This window comes from Nitrincola salilacus, from assembly GCF_046271865.1.
Taxonomy (GTDB): Bacteria; Pseudomonadota; Gammaproteobacteria; order Pseudomonadales; family Balneatricaceae; genus Nitrincola; species Nitrincola salilacus.
Genome location: NZ_CP176580.1, coordinates 2,702,308 through 2,723,394 on the forward strand (window position 1 = coordinate 2,702,308; position 21,087 = coordinate 2,723,394).

Genomic DNA, 21,087 nt, shown 5'->3' on the forward strand with positions numbered 1-21,087 from the left:
CTATCGGAGCTTGTATGAAAAAAGCTGCAACACTGGCAACCCTTATGCTGACCCTGTTGGGCAGCGCGTCCTGCACACTTGCGGATGAGCTGAACCTGACACCCTACAAAGCTATTTACAGCAATGAGATGGATGTCGGGATCTCTTTTACCGGCGAAGCAACTCGAGAGCTGAAAAAGCTTGATAATGGCAGCTGGCAACTCTCGATTGAGGCCTCGGCCATGTTTGCCAGCATACGGGAAGTCAGTCAGTTTGCGGTTGACGACGGCCTCCTCAAACCTCTCAAGTATGACTATCAGCGCCGTGTGATGGGTAAGAATCGCGAAGCCTCGCTGTCTTTTGACTGGGAAAACGACAGCGTCACCACCGATATTGAAAACCAGCCCTGGCGAATGACCATCTCACCCGGCGTGCAGGATAAGCTCAGCTATCAACTACAGATGCGCATGGACCTGGCTGCCGGGAAAGAAGAGCTAGTATATGAGGTTGCGGACGGAGGCAGACTCCAGGAGTACCGCTTTCGAGTCATCGGGGAAGAAGTGATAGACACCCCACTCGGTCAATTGAAGGCTATCAAAGTAGAGCGAGACCGTGGCGAGGGAGCCAACCGTGAAACTTACATCTGGTTTGCTCCAGAGCTGGACTATATGGTGATTCGTATTCATCAGGTGGAGACTGACGGTAAAAACTATCTGCTGTATCTCAAGAGCCTGGAGCAATAGAAGGCAACCGCCCCTCTCTCAAGCAGTTGATTCGGACCCCATCCAGCCCGAATCAACTCAGTTCATATAATTTCAAGACAATGCCGGCATCAAATCACTATGGCATGAGATCAGTGAAGAGATCTGATTCTTGCTCTTGGCCCGATCCTTCACATCCACCAACAGCACTCGAGTATCATCAAGCGCCAGTGACAGGGTATAACAGCGTTCACCTGTCGCAATATCCAGATATGGCGATGAGCGCAGCACTCGGCGTTCAAAATCACTCGCCCCTACCAGTTGATAAAAATAGGGACGCCAACTCCAGTTATTGCCGATAACACTGTCATCTGCCTGCCAGATACCGAGATCATAACTGTAATTGGGTGAAATCTGCTGCCCCGCCCTGTTACAGATATAAAACCGTAGCACATCCTCATCCGGATGATGGGCTTCGAGCCCACCTTCGCCACCACTTACCAGCAACTCCCGCAGCGCGATCAACTCTGAATGCAGCCGCTCAGCATGCCACTGACGCCGCGTTGTCTCATCTATGGCAAGATCCAGATGCTGATTCAGCAGACCGTTCATCTGACTGCACTTGGCATCCTCTGCTACAAATTCGGGCAGTGCCGGGTCAAAAATAAACCCCTGGATATAGCTGGCATTACAATGCAGCGCGAGAAAAAACTCTTCCGGCGTTTCAACACCCTCACAGATGATCTTGCAGCCGAGCCTTGCTCCCATATCGCCAACCATCTGCAACAATGCACTCTTTTGGTGCTCCTGCGCACCATGACGAAACATTCTCATATCCAACTTGATGATATCCGGTCTGAACGCCAGAATGCGATCCAGTTGCTGAAAACCGGTGCCAAAATCATCAAACGCAATCCGCACCCCTTCCTGTCTGTAGCGTTCTGAAAATGCTCTGATCCTCTCGATATCACCATTCAGCTCAGTAATCTCTATCACGACACGGTCCGGGCTGACACCAGCATCCTTCAACATCTCAAGGGTAGGCAACAGATCCAGATTCGATAGAGAATCTATCCACTGAGGTGAAATGTTGACAGTCAGGAACTGATTATCCTGTTGCCCCGCAAACTTTTCCAATGCCTGCCTCCGAACATGCCTGTCCAGATCCCTGCGCTCCTCAATTGTTCTTGTTGCATCACAGAAGATCTGTGCTGCCGAAACAATCTCACCCTTCTCATTCCGTGTGCGAGCTAATGCCTCGTAACCCGCCACTCTTCCACTGGCAATCTCGATGATCGGTTGAAACCACGGAAATATATTCATTACATTTGACTACCTTGATGATAACGCATCCATCTAATGCAAAAGACAGGCCAGCACCCTAAAAAGGCATCTTATACTTTCCTGCACTACCACTGAGCACTACACTCATGACAATATAGCCTGAACTGCGGAGAATCGACCATGACAAAAGTACTGGTTGTTGATGACGAACCCAACATACTCCTCTCGCTGGAATTTCTGATGGAGCAGGCTGGGTTTGAGGTATTTACGGCTGGCGATGGCGAAACAGCGCTCGAAGTGATCGAAGAGAAGCGTCCCGATCTCGTGTTGCTGGATATAAGCCTGCCGGGTATCAGTGGCTTTGATGTCCTGGAAAAAATCAGAAGCAGTGATGAGCTCAAGAAATTGCAGGTCATCATGCTGACTGCCCATGGTCGTGAGGTTGAGCGAGAGAAAGGTCTTGCTCTCGGTGCAGATGACTATATCACCAAGCCCTTCTCAACCCAGGCTCTGGTGAACAAAGTGCGTAATCTGATTAACGAATCGGGATAGACCTATGCCTAAGCGCCAGCAGTTACTGGGAATATGGCTGCTTTTGACAGGCCTGACATTTTTTGGCGGGCTGGCACTGGCGTTTGTGCTGGAATCTGCCCTCGCCCCTACGGGCACATCTCGCTGGCTGCTCTGGATCACCGCAATGAGCAGCAGCGCAATTCTGGCACTCATCGGTATACTACTTGAACGTAAACTCTTCGCCCCTTTACGCCACCTTCAGGTTCAGTTTGCTCGCCTGGCAGCCAATCCTGATGCCCGAGAGGACTTTCCACCCGAGGGCTGGCTCTCTTCACTGAGGCCGGATCTTGAGCGACTGCGTCAACGCTGGCAGAAAGATCGTGATACCCTGTCCTCTGCCAGAGAAGAGGGTGCCAGCGACGCAACCAGAATCCGTCACGAACTTGAGGCTGTGCTGCAGGTACTTGAGACCCCTCTGCTGCTGTGCGACAGCCATCAACGTGTATTGATGCTCAATCCTTCTGCAGAGCATTTCTTTACCAATCACCCAGCGCTGGGCCTCGGCCGACATCTTGGCCAGCTCCTGCCACTGAAAAACCTGACCGATACACTCGACAGACTCCCGGCAGACGGCACGCCAAGGCAGATACTGCTACACCATGAGGGACGCTGGTTGCGCTGTGACCTGCGCAGAGTCAGCGCCACTCAAGGCGAAGTGCTGCTGACCCTGGAGGATAGAACAGAAAGTCAGAACGCGAATCAGCGTTGGCGCCAACCTCTGGCTGAGCTTATTCCGGCACTGCGCGGCCACGCAGCCAGCCTGACAACTGCTGCTGAAGCGCTGTCAGGCGCAGCCAATGGCAGTGAAATCAAGCTCCGACTTGAGCAGGGAGTTCAGCAGGAGTCTGCTGCCATCGGCGCCCAGATCGATAATCTGGCCCGCATTCTGGAAAAAGTCCAACTCGACCAGAGCCAGCTTCATGACACCTGGTCCAACGATCTCTGGAAAGCGCTTGAAGAGCGCTTATCTTCCAGCCACATCACCTTCACACCTATCGGTATTCCCGCCTGGTTCAGAGCAGACAGCCCGGCACTGCTGTCCATGCTGGAGGTGCTCGTTGAGCTACTCAGAAAACATACGGAGCAAAGTTCGTTTGATGCTGAAATATGCCTTGGCAACAAACGTGTTTACATGGATCTGATCTGGCAGGGAGACTCCTTGCCACAAAGTCTGCTTGAACAGTGGCGTAATATGCCGCTGTCTGAAGAGCCGCTTGCAGCGCGACTCGGCGATGTGCTGAATCAACACAACAGCGACTGGTGGAGTCTTAGAGAGGAACGTCAGGCACGTATTCGCATACCACTGCCTGCCTCAGAGCGTGCACCCGAGCCAGCTCGCAGGAGAAAAACACGCCCTGAATTTCATGATTTCAGCATAGCCGAACTGCCAGCCCCCGATGCTGCATTAGGAGCCCTGACGCTGCGCCAACTTGATATGGTGGTATTTGATACAGAGACAACCGGTCTGAGGCTACGCGATGGAGACACTATCATCAGCATTGGCGCCTGCCGCATTCTGAATGGAAAATTATTGGCACATGAGGCATTCGATCAGTTGGTCAACCCCTGCATACCCATCCCAGCCGATAGCACAGCTGTTCATGGGCTGGATGATACCGATGTAAAACGAGCTCCCCCTCTACCAATTGTACTTCCACGTTTTCGTACATTTGTAGGACAGGGGGTGCTTGTTGCTCACAATGCCGCTTTTGACATGCTCGCTATCAGTCGTGGCAGCGAGGATGCGGGGGTTGTGTTTGATATGCCGGTACTGGATACGCTGCTGCTTTCACGCGCTATTGATCCAGGATTTGAAGGGCATGGTCTGGATGCGCTGGCCCAGCGTTTTCAACTGACCTTCCCTGCAGGCTCAAGACACACGGCACTCGGCGACGCCAGAGTCACAGCCGAACTGCTGCTCGCACTACTGCCCCGACTTGAAGCAAGAGGAATCCTTACCCTGCAGCAGGCGCTGGATCTGCAGGCCACCATGGAACCTGTCAGGGTAGGATAAGTATGCAGAAGAGAACGCTTTTGAGCAGGCTCATACCCTTGACGCTACTGGGTGTACTGCTCTTTACACCGCCTATTCTGCTGATTTTCGATACCCCGGCCAGCAACGGCCTCTCCTGGCTACCAGCCTATCTGTTTATTGCCTGGCTGATACTCATAGCGCTGACAGCGCTGGTGGTGGAGCGCAGTCATGAGGAGTGACCCACTCATACTGATCATAGCCTTCGGCTATCTTGCATTACTGTTTATTATCGCAGCCTGGGGGGATCGAAGAGCGGAGCAGGGTCGCTCAGTGATTGGCTCATCCACCGTCTACGCGCTGTCAATCGCCGTTTATTGCACTGCCTGGACCTTTTATGGCAGTGTCGGACGAGCCGCCGTACATGGCCCCAGTTTTCTACTGATCTATTTCGGCCCTACCCTCGCAATGCTGCTTGGCTGGTTGCTGATCCGCAAAATGGTCAGAATAGCCCGTGCACAGAGAATTACCTCAATCGCCGACTTTATCAGTGCACGCTATGGCAAGAGCGGCCGCATCGGCGCACTCGTCGCCTTGATTGCGGTCATCGGTGTCATCCCCTATATTGCGCTGCAACTGAAAGCGATCACCATCAGCTATGGGATTCTTACCAGCTACCCCGGAACTGCAATAGACCATATACCTGGCAGCCACTTCCTGCTTGATAAATCCTTCTGGATAGCGATCGTGCTGGCTGTATTCATCATCCTGTTCGGTACAAGACAGCTTGATGCCAGTGAACGACATGAAGGGATGGTTACTGCTATCGCCTTTGAGTCGATAGTCAAACTGCTCGCCTTCCTGGCGGTGGGTATATTTGTCACCTTCTATCTCTACTCAGGACCGGTTGATCTGTTTCAGCGTGCTGCAGAACATCCGGAACTGGTCGACAACCTGGGTCTCGCCGATGTACCCGGCGGTGCTGCTGGCTGGGTGGGTTTGCTGGTACTGTCGATGCTGGCCTTCATCACACTACCACGTCAGTTTCAGGTGCTGGTGGTTGAAAATGTGGATGAAAACCACCTGCGCCGTGCCAGTTGGATGTTCCCGTTGTATCTGTTTGCCATCAATCTTTTTGTCATACCGGTTGCGCTGGCTGGCCTGATGCTGGGCAGCGCTGCCCAGTCACCCGACAGTTTTGTGCTGACACTACCTCTGGCGGCGGGAAAAGAGGCACTATCATTACTGGTGTTCGTTGGCGGCCTGTCTGCCGCAACCGGGATGATGATTGTCGAGACAATTGCGCTGTCCACGATGATCAGCAACCAACTGGTCATGCCCTTGCTGCTGAGAATGCGTCGTTTGAATATTGAGCAGCAGGAGGATCTCAGCGGCTTGTTGCTGGGAATCCGACGCATAGCGATCATACTGATCCTGTTTCTGGGTTATCTCTATCATGCCTTGATTGGAGATTCCTATAGCCTCGTCACCATTGGGCTGGTCTCTTTCGCTGCTGCCGCCCAATTCGCACCCGCCCTGCTGCTCGGCCTGTTCTGGCGCGGGGCCACTCAGGCTGGCGCAGCGGCTGGTCTCATCGGCGGATTTGTGATCTGGTGCCATACCCTGCTGATTCCGGGTTTTGCCCAATCAGGATGGATCGATATCAGTTTGCTCAGCGAGGGTCCCTGGGGCATATCGTGGCTTCGTCCCTATCAGCTGTTCGGGATGGAGGGTTACGATATTTACACCCACGCCCTCTTCTGGACCATGTTGGTTAATGTGGGGCTGATCATTATCGTCTCACTCTTCACCCGACAGTCTCATCTGGAGCAGACGCAAGCAGCACTTTTCACTGAGGCGATGCGTCCTGACGCCTTGCAAAACACACCCCTGTGGCGTGGCCAGACCAGCAGAGGCGAACTTAAGCGACTGATTCATCGCTACCTTGGCAATCGGGCGACACAGAGACTCTTCGCACAATATCAGACTGACGGATCGACCAGAGAAGTCAGTGATGATGAACTGACTGCTTCACCCGGATTGATCGCCAGCGCCGAAAAACAGCTGGCCGGTGCTTTGGGAAACTCCTCAGCCAGGGTGCTGATCAACTCCGTGGTCAAGGGTGAAGCTCTGGATCTCAATGCCGTACTCAGCATTCTGGATACTACCTCTCAAGCACTGGAATACAACCGCCAACTTGAACAGAAATCGAAAGAGCTGGCCAGAATCGGTGAAGAGCTGCGCTCAGCCAATGATCGATTGCGCGAACTGGACAGGTTGAAGGACGAGTTTGTAGCGATGGTCAGCCATGAACTGCGCACGCCACTGACATCAATACGTGCCTTTGCCGAGATTCTTCGAGACACCCCCAATCTCAACGATGAGAAAAAAGCTCACTTTCTTGATGTCATCGTCCGCGAAAGTGAACGACTGTCGCGTCTGATCGAGGAAATTCTGGACCTGGCCCGACTGGAATCAGGGCGAATGACACTCAAACCGGAAAGACTGGATCTGGTTCTGGCTTTGCAGCAATCCATCGACGCAGTGGCTCGCCTTTACGAAGAGCGCTGGATTGAGCTGAAAATAACACTGCCACAAGACAGCGCCCAGGTAGTGGCAGACCCGGACCGACTGCAGCAGGTGATGATCAATCTGCTGGATAATGGCCGCAAGTTTGCCTCCACACAGGATGGACGGGTCGATGTAACTCTGGAGCGGGTTGGACGTTGTTTTCGACTCAGCGTGGAGGACAATGGTGAAGGTATTCCCGAGAATCAGCGAGAGCTGGTCTTCGAGAAGTTTCATCAGGTTGAGCAAGGCAGCCTGGCTCAACCTAAAGGGCGCCCCAAAGGAACTGGGCTCGGACTGCCGATCTGTCGCGGTATTCTCGCCCACATGGGAGGGCGCCTATGGGTAGAGGATCCGAAAACACTGGGTGGTGCCCGCCTGGTAATGGAGCTTCCCTGCGCCCCGAATCAACCGGTGATCAATCAAGAATGAGCCTGAGCTCTGGCACGCTTCTGGAGTTGTTGAATCTGCAGCAGATCCAATCTCAGCAACTGCAGACTCGCCTCATCCAGTTGCCCTTGATGTATCCATCCGTCAACCATCCTGCCCTGCTCCAGACTGGCCATCTGCGACTGCAGCAGAAGAGACTGCAATCGACCCAGAGCAGCATCCAGAGCGATAGCGTCATGCTCACTGAGCACTTCTTTATCAACCAATGCACTCAGCCTGCCACGACAGTCAATCGCCCTTATACCCTGGCGAAGTGATAGCAGTCTGAGCGCACTCTGCAGTGGCAGCAAGCCTTGTCGTTTGATATTCAAAGCCTCTGCATGGGGCGCATCACGTCCATCGCCCTGAACCCGGCCGAAGCGATCGAGCGCTACAGGTGTTTCATCCAGCAGATCACTCATCTCATTCAGAAACAAACCCGCATCCGGCATTATCTCCACGATACAGTCGCGAAACGCTTCACACAGCGATACATCACCGTAAACCGGATAAAAATCCAGCAGTATATTGGAGAACTGCACCTGCCTGACAACCCGGCGGCGTGTCCAGAGACGCATCTGCTGACACCATTGATCAAGCGACTTTCGCCAGAGAGGCCAGCGCGCCATCACATGCCCCTTGCACAGAGGAATACCCGCCTGATCAAGCCGGTCGGTAAAGCGTTCGGCCACTGCCTGAAACCAGGTATCAATTTCGTGATGCCGTTGATCCGGATAAGACTCGATAATCATGGCATTATCCTGATCAGGCCCAAGCAGACTTTCATGACGCGCACCCGACCCCAGCGACAACACGCAAAAACGACAAGGTGGCGCTCCCCAGCCCTGCGCCTGCATCTCATCAAGAGATAGCTCAATACAGCGCTTATATATCCAGTCATTATGATCACTGAGTAACTGACTTATTCTCCAGGCAGGAATATCCAGCTCTGACAGAGCTTTGACCAGCTCAGGCTGAATGCTTCTGGCGACACAAAGATCAGACGCACCATATAATGACGACAAGATCGCCTGAAGAGGCCGCAGAGCCACTGGCCAGACAGAGCGATCGACATCAGTTGCATCACTCAGCAGCAAGCGCCAGGACGAATGCTCGTTGTAAATATACATAAGCCTCTCCGATTGACTGTCATCACATCTGGCTACCAAATATACACATAGCCATTACCCATTATTAATAATGCAGTGTGATGCAACGCTTTTCTATTGATATAAAGCATTATTCCGGAAATTAATCGGTCTCTGCGGTTGCAAAAAAAGAGTATATGAAGTGTAATGTTTCGCAATAATAATATAGTAAATATACAACGGGGATAACGCGGGGCACAGATGAATCTTGGAAAAGCACAGATAGTCAGAAATTGCTGGAATAGGATTCCTGTATTGCATTTAGGGGGACTCTCTGTCGCGACCGTGACCGTTCTGGTTGCCTTGGTATGGCCGGCACAGGGTGAAGGCGTACAAGAGTCTGTTACCATCAAGTCGTCACAACATGGCACTTCCGGTCGCCAAACCAATCTGAGCCACTCACCCAACATCAATAATTCTTCAGACCTTCAGAGAGTGGCACCGGCTCAGCCGAAGCAAGCCAGTCTTGAAGAGCCTGTAGAGTTCGCCTCAGAACCAAACACACCTGCTTTGTCAGATGATACTGCCCAGGAGCCATCAACTGAGCTCCTCTCGGATTTTCCTGATGGGCCCATGATCGACCAGCTTGTTGAAGAAGAAGCCGTCGCGGCAACACCTTCCGAGTTCAGTTTCACCATCGAATCCGGCGACACTCTGGGTAGCCTGTTCGACAAAGCTCAGGTCGGCCAGGCTGCCATGCATCACATCCTGGCTGCAGATCAATCGCTTCTGGCACTGGATACACTGCGTCCGGGTAACGTTCTGACATTCAGAATGAATGAAACTACCGGCCTCCTCGATGAGATGGAGCTCTATATTCATGCCGGTAACAGAATCCACTACCAACGTGTCTCCGATAATGCTTTCGAATACCAGGAAGTTATCGATGATGGCGAATGGGAACACCAGATAGTGTCAGGAGAAATTCATGGCAGCTTCTATGTTTCCGCGATCAAAGAAGGGTTAACTAAATCTGAAATCGCCGAAATCAGTGACCTGTTCAAAGAGCAATTAGATTTTGCGCGCCAGATCCAGGCCGGCGATGTATTCCAGGTTGTTCGCACCAGCCAGCGTGTTGGCGATGAGTATACTGGCCAGTCTCGTATAGAAGCGGTACGACTGCTGCAGAACAAACGCAACTACACTGCCTTCCTGTTTGATGATGGTAACTATTACGACGCCAATGGTGAAAGCCTTGCACGCGCCTTTATGCGCAACCCGACCAACAGTCGCTATCGCATCAGCTCCTCTTTTAACCCGCGTAGACTCCACCCGGTGACTGGACGTGTCTCACCACATAACGGTACAGACTATGCCATGCCAATTGGTACTCCTGTTTTAACGACAGGTGACGGGGTTGTAACAAGAGTCGAGAATCATCCTTATGCCGGTAAGTACGTCGAGATTTCTCATGGCAGTCAGTACAAAACACGCTACCTGCATCTTGACCGCTTTCTGGTGAAGCGTGGTCAATCAGTCAAACGTGGGCAGCGCATTGGACTATCTGGCAATACAGGCCGTACAACAGGCCCTCACCTCCACTTTGAATTGCATGTGAACGGGCGCCCGGTTAACGCCATGACAGCTAATATCCCACTGGCAACCTCAGTACCCAAAGAGCAACTGGCCAGCTTCAACGAGCGCGTGTCTCAGATGGTCAGCATGATCGAAGGTGACCAGGAACAGCGTCTGGCAATGCGCTAAGCTTCGCCGATACTGGCCTGCCACTTCAGTAGCGGCAGGCCAGCCTTTCTGATCCACCTCATCCTCTGGAGATACCGCACATGCAAGGACTGCTGCTGGCACTTGCTGCTTACACACTCTGGGGATGCTTTCCGCTTTTCTTCAACCTGCTGTCTCAGGTACCATCTTTCGAGGTGCTCGTACACAGAATCATCTGGTCTTTCATCGCCACGACACTTGTGATTCTGGTTGCTGGCAGACTGCACAGCCTCACAGCTCTGCTTCGAGATAAAAGAGCTCTTGGGTGGTTACTGCTGTCCTCACTACTGATCGGAACCAATTGGTTGATCTTTATCTGGGCCGTCAGCCAGCAACGTGTTCTGGAATCCAGTCTCGGATATTTCATCACTCCTTTGGTGAGTCTTTTCCTCAGCCGAATCATCCTCAAGGAAAGCATGCACCCCCTGCAGGCAATTGCCGGAGGGCTCGCTGCCGTAGCCGTTCTCTTTGAGCTGATCATGTTGGGCAAATTGCCCTGGGTATCGCTGACACTTGCCATATCATTTGGCTTTTATGGGCTGGTTCGTAAACAGCAACCGGTCGATAGCCTCAATGGCCTGACCGTTGAAACACTGTTGATTCTACCCCTGGCTCTTGGCTGGATTTTATGGCAACTGCAAACCGGTCAAGCGATGGCTTTTTTTGCCGGCAACACGATGACCACATCACTGATGGTGCTATCGGGCATCGTCACAGCCGTTCCATTACTGCTGTTTGCAGCGGCCGCCAAGCGCCTTGATCTCTCGGTTGTCGGCTTTATCATGTACCTCAACCCAACGTTGCAGTTTTTAACTGCTGTGTTCATTTTCAATGAGTCCTACCCTCCCCAGCGGCTGATTACCTTCATTCTCATCTGGATCGCCATGGGCTTTTTCCTCTATGGATTATGGCTGAGTAGAAAATCCTTAGATAAGAGCGGGATAACGGCAGGAAAATTATAATCCTGTCGTCTATCATGGATTTATGGATATATAAAACATCTGACCATCATTTTCACCCTATTGAACAAGGCCAATCATGGAAACCTTTGCAGTCGCAGTTACCCTTTTTCTGATTATGGATCCGCTGGGAAATATCCCGATCTTTCTGTCAGTATTATCAAAGGTCACTCCAGAGCGAAGAATCAAGATATTGATTCGGGAACTGATTATCGCTCTGATGATCATGCTGCTGTTTCTTTTTTCCGGCCCGGTCATCCTCAAAGTACTTGGTCTGTCGCGCGAAGCAGTCGCCATCGGCGGTGGTCTTGTGTTGATGATAATTGCAATTCGCATGATTTTCCCATCTCGTGGTGGCGTGATGGGAGATGATGGATCAGACGGAGAACCCCTGGTTGTCCCCTTGGCCGTGCCATTGATTGCCGGCCCCTCAGTGCTTGCGACACTTGTTCTGCTGGCCGATACCGGCCCCGAAAGAAGTGTAGACTGGCTCATGGCTTTGGGTGGCGCCTGGTTCCTCAGCGCCATCATACTGCTCTCTTCACAAGGGCTTTTCAAACTACTGGGTGCCAGAGGTTTGAAAGCGATTGAGCGACTGATGGGGATGATTCTGATCTCGATTTCAGTACAGATGCTTCTTGATGGATTCAAAAGCTATATGGGATAGAATATCCATTACCATCTTTAAAGAGATGACAAAATAATAAAAGGGACAGATGCTTGAAAATAAAGATTCTGGGGTGCAGCGGCGGCATGGGCGCCAATCAACATACAACCTGCATTCGCATCGATGAGCATACACTTATCGACGCAGGTACCGGCCTTGGAAGCCTTACTCAATCGGAGCTGGCTCAGATAAAGCGTATTTTCCTGACCCATGCCCACCTTGATCATATCTGCTTTCTACCACTGCTGATCGACAATCTTTTTGATAAACTCAAAGACCCTATCGAGGTCTACGCACTACCGGAAGTTATCGACACACTCAAGCAGCACATGTTCAACTGGTCCATCTGGCCCGACTTTACAGCGTTACCAGACAAACAGAACCCGGTACTGCGCTTTATAACCGTTACGCCCTGGCAATCAATCCACACAGAGACCCTCACTCTGACCCCCTTTCCCTCGGATCATGTCGTACCAACCTGCGGGTACAGGGTTGAGAAGAAGGATTGCCCCATTTTTGTATTCACCAGCGATACCACCCTAAGCCCGGAAGTGATCAGCAATCTGAACCGTCTCGGCACCATCAATACATTGATGGTAGAGTGCGCGATGCCCGACAATATGGAGACCCTTGCCAAGCTCTCCAAACACCTGACACCTGGTATGCTACAAACACTGCTCGCAGATATGGACCAGAAACCAGAACACATCTGGATCTCGCATCTTAAACCCAGCTATACCAGGCAGATTATCGATGAGCTCCAGCATCGCTTACAGGGACAGGATCTTGTAGTGCTATCTTGCGGTCAGCAGTTTGAACTGAGCTGACACTCTTGTTAACCCACTCCATACGCTGCACCAGCTTATCCTTCAAGACCAGTGATGCACGCCAGAAACCAAGCTCCTCACCATCAACAAAGTGCACATGCCTGTCAGCCTGAAAATCACCGACCAGACAGGTCATGGTTGCCGCATCACTCAAAGAAGTACCAAACAAAATCCTGCCATCATCCTCAGCACCACGCAGCACCTGCTCGATCTGAAAGATCTCATCATCAGTCACATCCAGCACAAGCCTGGGACCGCCAGACTGTTTACGATAATCAGTCCTCTGCACCAGCGACTCAAGATACCGCCTGGCATCGACACCGCCCAGGCGACCTCCCAGACGGTGAGCAATGTGCAATATGCCTGATCCAACAAACGCTCTGATGATTCGGAAAATTGCACTACTGGATGACGGCAGTCGTAGCTCACGCTTCAATGACTGCCATGATGGCCATGCCGGAGGTGTTAAAGAATGAACCGGCCCTATGGGTGCAGCAACACCTTCGGGCACGCAGGCACTGATATCTGACAGCACATGCTTGAGGGTATCATCATGACCATCCTGTGGGTCGATGATCAAACACATTACCTTACCGCGTTTTGATGGTAATGGCTGCCATCGGCAGGAAAGGTTGTCTATCCCGGGCAACGCACCCTCCTGTGGCGCAAGTCGCCAGCGCGGATCCTGTTTGACCCAACGATCAGCCTCTATTATCCCAGAGCCGAGAAATAGACCAAACGCGTTACCATTACCCATATCATGCAGCGCCGCGTAAGAGGAGTGACCTGCCTTTTGCAATTCAGCGACCGGGACAAGCCCGACACGCAAAGGAATACCGAATTGAGTTTGAGACCAATAAGCAAGTGCGGCAAGCGCGGCCTCGGCCTCTGCATGAAACTGCTCAGGAACAGCCGCTACGGCACCATCACCACCAAACTGAATGGCTGCAGGAATCTCGTCAGTGCTCATTATCTCAGTAAGGACAGCAACAACACAGGCTGCTACGAAGTTAACATCCCGATCACGGCCTGCAAGTGCCAATTGCGTACTGGCGATCACATCAGCGACAGCGATCGACCAACTGGCGTCAAGTTCCTGATAACAGGCCTTGTCACTCGATTCACGCTCAAAATCAGATATACGCTTCAATAGCATTCAAAACCCCAGTGCCAATCAAACACATTACGCCTGAGGTAGATCCCTATACCCGAAACAGTTGCTTACCTGATGCTTATATAGCATAGATATTTTAAATAATACGTCAGAAAGAGCCTAACAGTTCTTGGTAGACAAGGACAAACAGCAATTCAGACTTGGTTAATTGAAGAGTAATATCACAATCTGGATCATGGGAGGGAAGGTAAGCATATTGTGTGAAGCAGTAGAGAGGTGGCACTAAGGCCATCCAGAGGATGCAGCTAATTCAGGAGCGCACCCGCAATCGACACATCTTCGACACATTAGGGGAATAGCATTCTGATATTCTATAAATATCGTGTAAATACAATAATTTATTGTCGGAAGGATGGTGGAGCCTAGGGGGATCGAACCCCTGACCTCGACGCTGCCAGCGTCGCGCTCTCCCAGCTGAGCTAAGGCCCCATCTGATGACGGGGCAAATATTAAGGCCCCGCCCTTTTCTTGTCAACAAATTATTGGCATAAATTATTGAATCCTGCCTGTTTTTTCCTCAGCTTTGCTGAAGGGCCTGAAACTCCTTCTCCCAGCGCTTGGTTTCCTTCTTGGACGGGCCGCCGATCTTGTCCAGTGCAAAACGCACTCGGGCACGGCTCATATCCGGCCCCAGGATACCCATAGCATCCACAACGGATACACTCTGACTTGTGCCGGTGATCGCCACGAAGAGCGGGAACAGGAAATCACGAATCTTGAAGCCCAACGGCTCAGCCAGTTGCTTCAACACACCAAACAACACATCCTTATCCCAGTCGGCCTGCTGATCCAGTTGCCAGGCAGCAAACTGAAGAATTCGACGCACATCATCCAGTGTCAGGCTTTTATGAGCAAAGCTCTCTTCATTGATCGGTAACATCCCTGAGAGGAAGAAACCAGCCAGTGGCGCAACATCTGAGAAGCGCTCAACACGTGGCTGAATCAGCGGGATAATCGATTTAAGGTACTCAGGATTAAGCCCCCACTCGATAAATGCCTGGGCGAACTGCTCAGGATTCAGCTCTTCACGAATCCAGGTACCATTCAGCCAACTCAGCTTCTCCTGATCAAAGACAGGCCCTCCCAGTGACACGCGCGTCAGATCAAAATGCTCGAACATCTCCTGGCGCGTGAACTTCTCACGCTCATCCGGCATCGACCACCCCATGCGGCCGAGATAGTTCAACAAGGCTTCCGGCAAATATCCCATGCGCTTGTAGTACAGAATGCTGGTCGGATTCTTGCGTTTGGACAGCTTGGATTTATCCGGGTTACGCAGCAGTGGCATATGGCACAGGACAGGCATATCCCAACCGAAGTACTGGTACAGCAGCTTATGCTTGGGGGCGGAGTTGATCCACTCCTCACCACGGATAACATGCGTGATGGCCATCAGGTGATCATCAACGATATTCGCCAGATGATAGGTCGGCATGCCATCAGATTTCAGCAGAATCTGCGCATCCACCTGCCCCCAGTCCATCTCGATGGTCCCGCGCAGCATATCCTCTATCTCGCAGACACCCTCTTCCGGTACTACCATGCGGATCACAAAGGGCATTTCTGCGGCTGCGCGACGGGCAACCTCCTCTTCAGGCAGAGCCAGATCGCTCTGCTTCAAGGCAGTATGCTTACCCTCTGCACGACGGAGCTCTCTGAGCTCATCCAGCTCCTCCGGTGTGCGATAGCAATGGAACGCGAACCCCTTCTCTACCAGCTCCAGCGCATAGTCCTTATAGATATGCTTACGCTCACTCTGACGATAAGGGCCATGCGGACCACCCACATCCGGGCCTTCATCCCACTCCAGACCCAACCAGCGCAGTGAGTCCAGAATAGCCTGCTCGGACTCAGCCGTGCTTCTGGTCTGATCAGTATCCTCTATACGCAGAATAAACTGCCCTCCATGCTGACGCGCAAACGCCAGATTGAACAGTGCGATATAGGCCGTACCGACATGAGGATCACCGGTAGGAGAAGGAGCAACGCGGGTGCGAACAGTCATAATCTCTTGTACTCATTGCGAATTGAACAATTGAACAGATGGACAAAGACGCAATTATAGCGCGCCACAAGCCGCATCGGCTATGGCCAACCGGGTTGAAAACTACCACAGCACAGGTAGCAGAAACATGCACGATAAGTGTGCACCTGAACGGGAACACGCCCCGAAATTGGCAGCCATCAAGTGATTTTGTGTACCAACAAAAACACGAAATAATATTAAACCATTGATATTAATAGATAATAAAATACTGGCACACCATATGCATTATAAATATCAAGCAAGCTGGAAGACACTATGAGTATCGAAAGCAAGCTTTTTAATCGCACTCGAGGGGCACTGCGATACCGCCGCATCTTAGGATGCGGCGTTTTTTTTGCCTGCACCCTGCCACTCCCCGGCACTTCGACACAAATATGTTATGATATTCCCTTCACCATCAAAATTGCTTAAACAGCTCACTTTAAACAGAAAGATCCCTTTTAGATGCCCATCAGCCAGATACCGAGCAGCCTGACCCAGGCACCACGCCAAAACCCACCTGCAGACAATGTTAATCGCCGCTTCAGCGTTGCACCCATGATGGACTGGACGGACCGACATTGCCGCTACTTCCACCGTCTATTATCACAGCATGCACTCCTATATACCGAGATGGTCACTACAGGCGCATTGATTCATGGCAATCGTGAGCGTTTCCTGCGCTACGATCAGGCAGAGCACCCACTGGCCCTGCAATTGGGAGGCAGCAATCCACAGGAGTTGGCAGAGTGTGCGCAAATGGCGCAAGACTGGGGCTACGACGAGGTTAATCTCAATGTTGGGTGCCCAAGCGATCGCGTACAGAACAATATGATAGGCGCTTGCCTGATGGCACACCCGCAACTGGTGGCTGAATGTCTCTCCGAGATGCAGGCCAGAGTGAGTATCCCCGTCACCATCAAGCATCGCCTGGGCATAGATGATATGGAAAGCCTGGAGCAACTCAGGCACTTCATCGAAATCGTTAAAGGCAGTGGCTGCTCCACCTTTATCATCCATGCACGCAAGGCGATTCTGAAGGGCCTGAGTCCGAAACAGAATCGCGAAGTACCTCCTCTTCGTTATGAGTGGGTCCATCAGATTAAAACTGACTTCCCTGAACTGGAGATCATCATCAATGGTGGCATCCAGACACTGGATCAATGTCAACAGCACCTTGAACATCTTGATGGAGTCATGATCGGTCGAGAGGCCTATCAGAACCCATACGAGTCACTGAGCCAGGTCGATAGCGAGCTCTATGGCGATAATCACACGATTTTGTCCCGCCTTGAGATCGCCGAAGCATTTATCCCCTACCTGGAAGCACAACTACAGGAAGGCGCCCCACTCTACTCGGTTCTGAAACACCTTCTCGGACTTTTTCATGGTCAGCGTGGTGGCAAGCAGTTTCGCCGTCATATCAGCGAAAATGGACATAAATCTGGCGCAGCTATTGACGTTTATCGCGAAGCGTTGCAATTTGTATCTCAAGAACATAACAACGACAGGGCCCCACTAAATGGACCAGCTTGAGCAACTGAAACAGATAACCACAGTTGTCGCGGATACCGGCGATATCGATGCGATTCGTGCATTCAAACCCGTTGACGCCACGACCAACCCTTCTTTGCTTCTTAAAGCCAGCCAGGACCCCAAGTATGCCCACTTGCTTGAAGATGCACGCCAGTGGGCAGAAAAGCAGGGAGGCGGCAGCCAGGAGCTTCTGAACAACATGACAGACCGCCTGGCTGTACTGATCGGCAAAGAGATCCTGTCTATCATTCCCGGCCGCATTTCAACTGAGGTTGACGCCCGTCTGTCATTCGACACACAGGCGACAATCAAACGCGCCAAACGACTGATCGAGATGTATCAAGAGTTCGATATTCCGCAGGACAGAGTGCTGATCAAAGTTGCCTCAACCTGGGAAGGAATAGAAGCCGCCCGAGTACTTGAGCACGAGAATATTCAATGTAACCTGACGCTATTGTTTGGTTTCAGTCAGGCAATGGCCTGCGCTGATGCCGGCGTCTTCCTGATCTCTCCTTTTGTAGGCCGCATTCTTGACTGGTATAAATCCAACCAGCCGGATCAGGACTTCATGGGGGATAACGATCCAGGTGTTCAGTCCGTGACACGCATCTATAACTACTACAAGGCTAATGGCTACGGCACTATCGTGATGGGTGCAAGCTTCAGAAATATTGATGAAATTCGATCTCTCGCTGGCTGCGACCGCCTGACGATCAGCCCCGCCCTGATGCAGGAGCTGGCAAACAGCGAAGCCACTCTGCACGCAAAACTGACGGCAGATAGCAGCTACAGTGCGGATCAACCCTACAGCCTGAGTGAAAGCAAATTCAGATGGATGCTGAATGAAGATGCCATGGCCAGCGCCAAACTTGCCGAGGGCATCCGCAATTTTGCGGCCGATCAGATCAAGCTGGAAACTGTTCTGAGCCAGTAATCTACCGATTGATTATGAAGCGATGAGCCGGGACAGACATCGTATGTCACGGCTTCTTGCTGTAGTGAAAGGAAAGACCCGGTCAGCCGCAGTTTTCAAGCGTTTCCACCAGATCCTTAAAAGCAGAGCGGTTACCTTCATTAAGGTCAATCAACACTCTGTGAGCATCGATAATCCGCTGCTTGATCACATCTTCCGACTCCTCAACAAAAGGAACCTTCCTCAGATCCTTGACACTGGTCGGCAGTGAATCAATAAGCAAAAAAACCTTATCAAACCCCATGGCCAGCAGTATACGCGTGATATCAGGATTAGTAGAAACCAATGTCGGCTTTGGCATCTTGCGTTCCGCTGTTTTGATAGCCAATTTGGCAATCAAACCCAGTGACGTACTATCGATATTGATCGTTTCGGTCAGATCAATCAATGTATCGGTAATTTCATCCAGCGACAGCAGACTTTCAAGATGCTGATCAATCGTTGAACAAAGCGTAAGACGAACCTCGCCGACAAACTTGAGCACATAGTGCCCATCCTGGCAGGCGTAAAAAATTTCACCTTCACTCATTGTTAATCTCGAGACACTGTCATTATTGCCACATCATCCGGATTCGATGCATCGGCTTTGATCAACTTCGTCGAGAGATCAAAGGAGGATACAAACCCACCTTTCAACAACTGAAGAATATTCTCTTCTTTCTCCAAAAGACTGTCGCCACTGATGATTTCAAGAATGCCATCAGAGAAAAGCGTCAGGGCAAAAGTCTGCGGCAGCTGTAATTCACGCTGTTCGAAGGATGGCGACTCAAACAAGCCCGCCGGCATACCTCTACCCTCCAGATAGCAGGCTCCCTCCAACGAATGGAAAACCGGCATTGGGTGATGTCCGCCAACGGCATAGATCAACGTTGAGGCCTGTGTATCAATCAAACCAATGAACATCGTCAGATGCTTGCCCAACCCTGTCAGCAGAAGCTCACGATTGATACGCTCAAGAGTTGCTATCGGCGAGAGGATATCAAAACTTGAGTGCCGTTTATAATTACGCAACAAGCGATGCGTCATATTTTTCAACAACACTGTTACAAGCGCCGATGACGCACCATGCCCGGATATATCAGCAAGGTAAAAAAGCACCTGATGCTCATTGATGGCGATGGCATCAACAAAGTCGCCACTGAGTAATAACGAAGGAGTCAGGGTGTATTCAAAGCGAATACCGTGGATGGTCTGTTCTTTAGGTGGTAGAAGGTTCTGCTGCACCTGTTGGGCAGCACGGTGATCTGCCCTCAACTCATCCAGACTTCGCTCAAGACTGTCTCTTAGACGCTTGGCTTCAACAATATGAAGCGCCCTTTTAAGCTGTCGTTTCATTGAATCAATGAAAAGCTCTGGGTGCAGTTCAAGATCAGAAGGCAGGAACACATCATCCGCACCTGATCTGAGGGCCGAAATAATCAGCTCAGCAGTTCCGTCACTCACCAACGCAATTGCGGGCATGGGATTGAGCCTGGCAGAGGCGGCAGACATGAAAGACGGCGTCACAAAGGAGCCAAGATCAAAGATGGCAAGCATGAAGTCGCGATGCTCAAGCTGACTCTCGGCATCTACTGGATCGCGACTGACAATAATTCGCAATGGCCCGGTATCACACTGTTCGAATAGCTCAAATAAACGATCAGTGGTTTCCGTACAGGCTGATGCCAGCAGAACATTGTGGGCTTGTTGGCTCATTAATGACTGGCCGTATTATCTGACTGACTCATTAGCCTTCATGATTAAGTACATTCGCTACCCTTTACGAAACCATCATACATTTGAAACACTTAGAAATCTGTTTCATCAAACGTGATTTCAACCTGACCATCATTTACCAAAAACTCACGGCGCTGAAGATATGCATCACGTACAAAACTGTAGCGATCGCCTGATATAAGTCGCTCTGAATCCATTAACTGGGAGCGTGTATCCAGTATGCGCACCGCATGAAGTGAGTTACGTAGTGCACGATCATCAACATATCGAACTGGATCAACCATCATATCCGGCACCAGCCCAGCAGTATCTCTGAAGGTGCTTGGCCCCAGGAGAGGAAGGACGATATATGGCCCGGAGTTTACTCCCCAGTACCCTAGCGTTTGCCCAAAGTCTTCATTGTTTTTGGGTATACCAAGAGGTGTTGCGACATCAAACAAGCCACCAACGCCCCACACTGTGTTAAATGACAAGCGCACAAAATCTTCAGATGCATTGTGAAACTTACCCTGCAAAAGATTATTCAGCAGCGTGCGCAAATCTCTGAGATTCCCGAAAAAATTCGTCACCCCCATCTGCGCTACATCCGGCATAACATAGCGATAGGTCTGCGTCAGAGGCTTGATTGCAGCCCGATCAACACCATCATTAAAGCTGAACAACGCCCTGTTGAATCCCTCAAGGGGATCGATATTTACGACCTCCTCTTCTGCCAGAATTGTGGGGGCAGTAAACACCAGAAGCAGACTGGTCACTGCAGCAGATTTACGAATTGATGTAGCCAGCATTATAAATCCTTGTATGCCGAATCTCAGATGGGCTTATTGTAACAC

The 21,087-nt window shown here is 51.2% G+C and carries 18 protein-coding genes and 1 tRNA gene; 11 read left to right on the forward strand and 8 right to left on the reverse strand.

What is annotated here, in order from left to right:
• Positions 1-14: 14 nt before the first annotated feature.
• Entirely contained in the window at positions 15-722 is a 708-nt protein-coding gene (locus ACK3CJ_RS12760; protein ID WP_409522594.1) for a DUF3108 domain-containing protein, read from the forward strand.
• A 72-nt stretch (positions 723-794) separates the two neighbouring features.
• On the opposite strand, the gene ACK3CJ_RS12765 is transcribed toward ACK3CJ_RS12760, so the two are convergent.
• On the reverse strand, positions 795-2,003 hold the full coding sequence (locus ACK3CJ_RS12765; RefSeq protein WP_409522595.1) for an EAL domain-containing protein: 1,209 nt from the start codon (positions 2,001-2,003) through the stop codon (positions 795-797).
• 141 nt (positions 2,004-2,144) lie between these two features.
• On the opposite strand from ACK3CJ_RS12765, the gene ACK3CJ_RS12770 reads away from it, so the two are divergent.
• Genes ACK3CJ_RS12770 through ACK3CJ_RS12785 form a run of 4 tightly spaced genes read left to right on the forward strand, consistent with a single transcriptional unit; the run spans position 2,145 to position 7,509 of the window.
• Positions 2,145-2,516 (forward strand): response regulator transcription factor, encoded by a 372-nt coding sequence (locus ACK3CJ_RS12770; protein ID WP_409522596.1) that lies wholly within the window; start codon positions 2,145-2,147, stop codon positions 2,514-2,516.
• A gap of 4 nt (positions 2,517-2,520) precedes the next feature.
• Complete coding sequence (locus ACK3CJ_RS12775) at positions 2,521-4,551, forward strand: 3'-5' exonuclease (protein ID WP_409522597.1); 2,031 nt, start codon at positions 2,521-2,523, stop codon at positions 4,549-4,551.
• Between the two features lie 20 nt (positions 4,552-4,571).
• Entirely contained in the window at positions 4,572-4,751 is a 180-nt protein-coding gene (locus tag ACK3CJ_RS12780; protein ID WP_409522598.1) for a hypothetical protein, read from the forward strand.
• Positions 4,741-7,509, forward strand: a complete 2,769-nt coding sequence (locus tag ACK3CJ_RS12785; RefSeq protein ID WP_409522599.1) for an ATP-binding protein — start codon at positions 4,741-4,743, stop codon at positions 7,507-7,509. Before ACK3CJ_RS12780 ends, ACK3CJ_RS12785 begins: the two co-directional genes overlap by 11 nt.
• Here the strand turns inward: ACK3CJ_RS12785 and ACK3CJ_RS12790 are convergent.
• Positions 7,500-8,636 (reverse strand): DUF294 nucleotidyltransferase-like domain-containing protein, encoded by a 1,137-nt coding sequence (locus tag ACK3CJ_RS12790; protein WP_409522600.1) that lies wholly within the window; start codon positions 8,634-8,636, stop codon positions 7,500-7,502. The genes ACK3CJ_RS12785 and ACK3CJ_RS12790 overlap by 10 nt on opposite strands.
• 273 nt (positions 8,637-8,909) lie before the next feature.
• Between ACK3CJ_RS12790 and ACK3CJ_RS12795 the strand changes: the two genes are divergently transcribed.
• From ACK3CJ_RS12795 to ACK3CJ_RS12810, 4 genes are all read left to right on the forward strand, one after another.
• Complete coding sequence (locus ACK3CJ_RS12795) at positions 8,910-10,358, forward strand: peptidoglycan DD-metalloendopeptidase family protein (protein ID WP_409522601.1); 1,449 nt, start codon at positions 8,910-8,912, stop codon at positions 10,356-10,358.
• An 80-nt stretch (positions 10,359-10,438) separates the two neighbouring features.
• A complete protein-coding gene (rarD, locus tag ACK3CJ_RS12800; protein ID WP_409522602.1) occupies positions 10,439-11,338 on the forward strand; it encodes an EamA family transporter RarD in 900 nt (299 codons plus the stop codon).
• Between the two features lie 76 nt (positions 11,339-11,414).
• On the forward strand, positions 11,415-12,002 hold the full coding sequence (locus tag ACK3CJ_RS12805; RefSeq protein WP_409522603.1) for a YhgN family NAAT transporter: 588 nt from the start codon (positions 11,415-11,417) through the stop codon (positions 12,000-12,002).
• Positions 12,003-12,055: 53 nt separating this feature from the next.
• Positions 12,056-12,829, forward strand: a complete 774-nt coding sequence (locus ACK3CJ_RS12810; RefSeq protein WP_409522604.1) for a 3',5'-cyclic-nucleotide phosphodiesterase — start codon at positions 12,056-12,058, stop codon at positions 12,827-12,829.
• Here the strand turns inward: ACK3CJ_RS12810 and ACK3CJ_RS12815 are convergent.
• The 3 genes from ACK3CJ_RS12815 to gltX all read right to left on the reverse strand — a co-directional run bounded on the left by ACK3CJ_RS12815 (position 12,750) and on the right by gltX (position 16,008).
• Entirely contained in the window at positions 12,750-13,985 is a 1,236-nt protein-coding gene (locus tag ACK3CJ_RS12815; protein WP_409522605.1) for a DUF3095 family protein, read from the reverse strand. The two genes, ACK3CJ_RS12810 and ACK3CJ_RS12815, sit on opposite strands and share 80 nt — an antisense overlap.
• Positions 13,986-14,356: 371 nt before the next feature.
• Positions 14,357-14,432 (reverse strand) — tRNA-Ala (locus ACK3CJ_RS12820).
• An 88-nt stretch (positions 14,433-14,520) separates the two neighbouring features.
• Positions 14,521-16,008, reverse strand: a complete 1,488-nt coding sequence (gltX, locus tag ACK3CJ_RS12825) for a glutamate--tRNA ligase (RefSeq protein WP_409522606.1) — start codon at positions 16,006-16,008, stop codon at positions 14,521-14,523.
• 486 nt (positions 16,009-16,494) lie between these two features.
• On the opposite strand from gltX, the gene dusA reads away from it, so the two are divergent.
• Together dusA and tal are read left to right on the forward strand one after the other, a co-directional pair.
• Positions 16,495-17,565, forward strand: coding sequence for a tRNA dihydrouridine(20/20a) synthase DusA (gene dusA, locus ACK3CJ_RS12830; protein WP_409522607.1), 1,071 nt, complete (start codon positions 16,495-16,497; stop codon positions 17,563-17,565).
• Positions 17,552-18,499, forward strand: coding sequence for a transaldolase (gene tal, locus ACK3CJ_RS12835; protein WP_409522608.1), 948 nt, complete (start codon positions 17,552-17,554; stop codon positions 18,497-18,499). Before dusA ends, tal begins: the two co-directional genes overlap by 14 nt.
• A gap of 82 nt (positions 18,500-18,581) precedes the next feature.
• Here tal and ACK3CJ_RS12840 read toward each other — a convergent pair whose 3' ends face one another.
• The 3 genes from ACK3CJ_RS12840 to ACK3CJ_RS12850 form a co-directional block, all read right to left on the reverse strand.
• Positions 18,582-19,067, reverse strand: coding sequence for an STAS domain-containing protein (locus ACK3CJ_RS12840; protein WP_409522609.1), 486 nt, complete (start codon positions 19,065-19,067; stop codon positions 18,582-18,584).
• A gap of 2 nt (positions 19,068-19,069) precedes the next feature.
• On the reverse strand, positions 19,070-20,233 hold the full coding sequence (locus tag ACK3CJ_RS12845; protein ID WP_409522610.1) for a PP2C family protein-serine/threonine phosphatase: 1,164 nt from the start codon (positions 20,231-20,233) through the stop codon (positions 19,070-19,072).
• A 92-nt stretch (positions 20,234-20,325) separates the two neighbouring features.
• Entirely contained in the window at positions 20,326-21,042 is a 717-nt protein-coding gene (locus ACK3CJ_RS12850; RefSeq protein ID WP_409522611.1) for an MlaA family lipoprotein, read from the reverse strand.
• Positions 21,043-21,087: the final 45 nt, after the last annotated feature.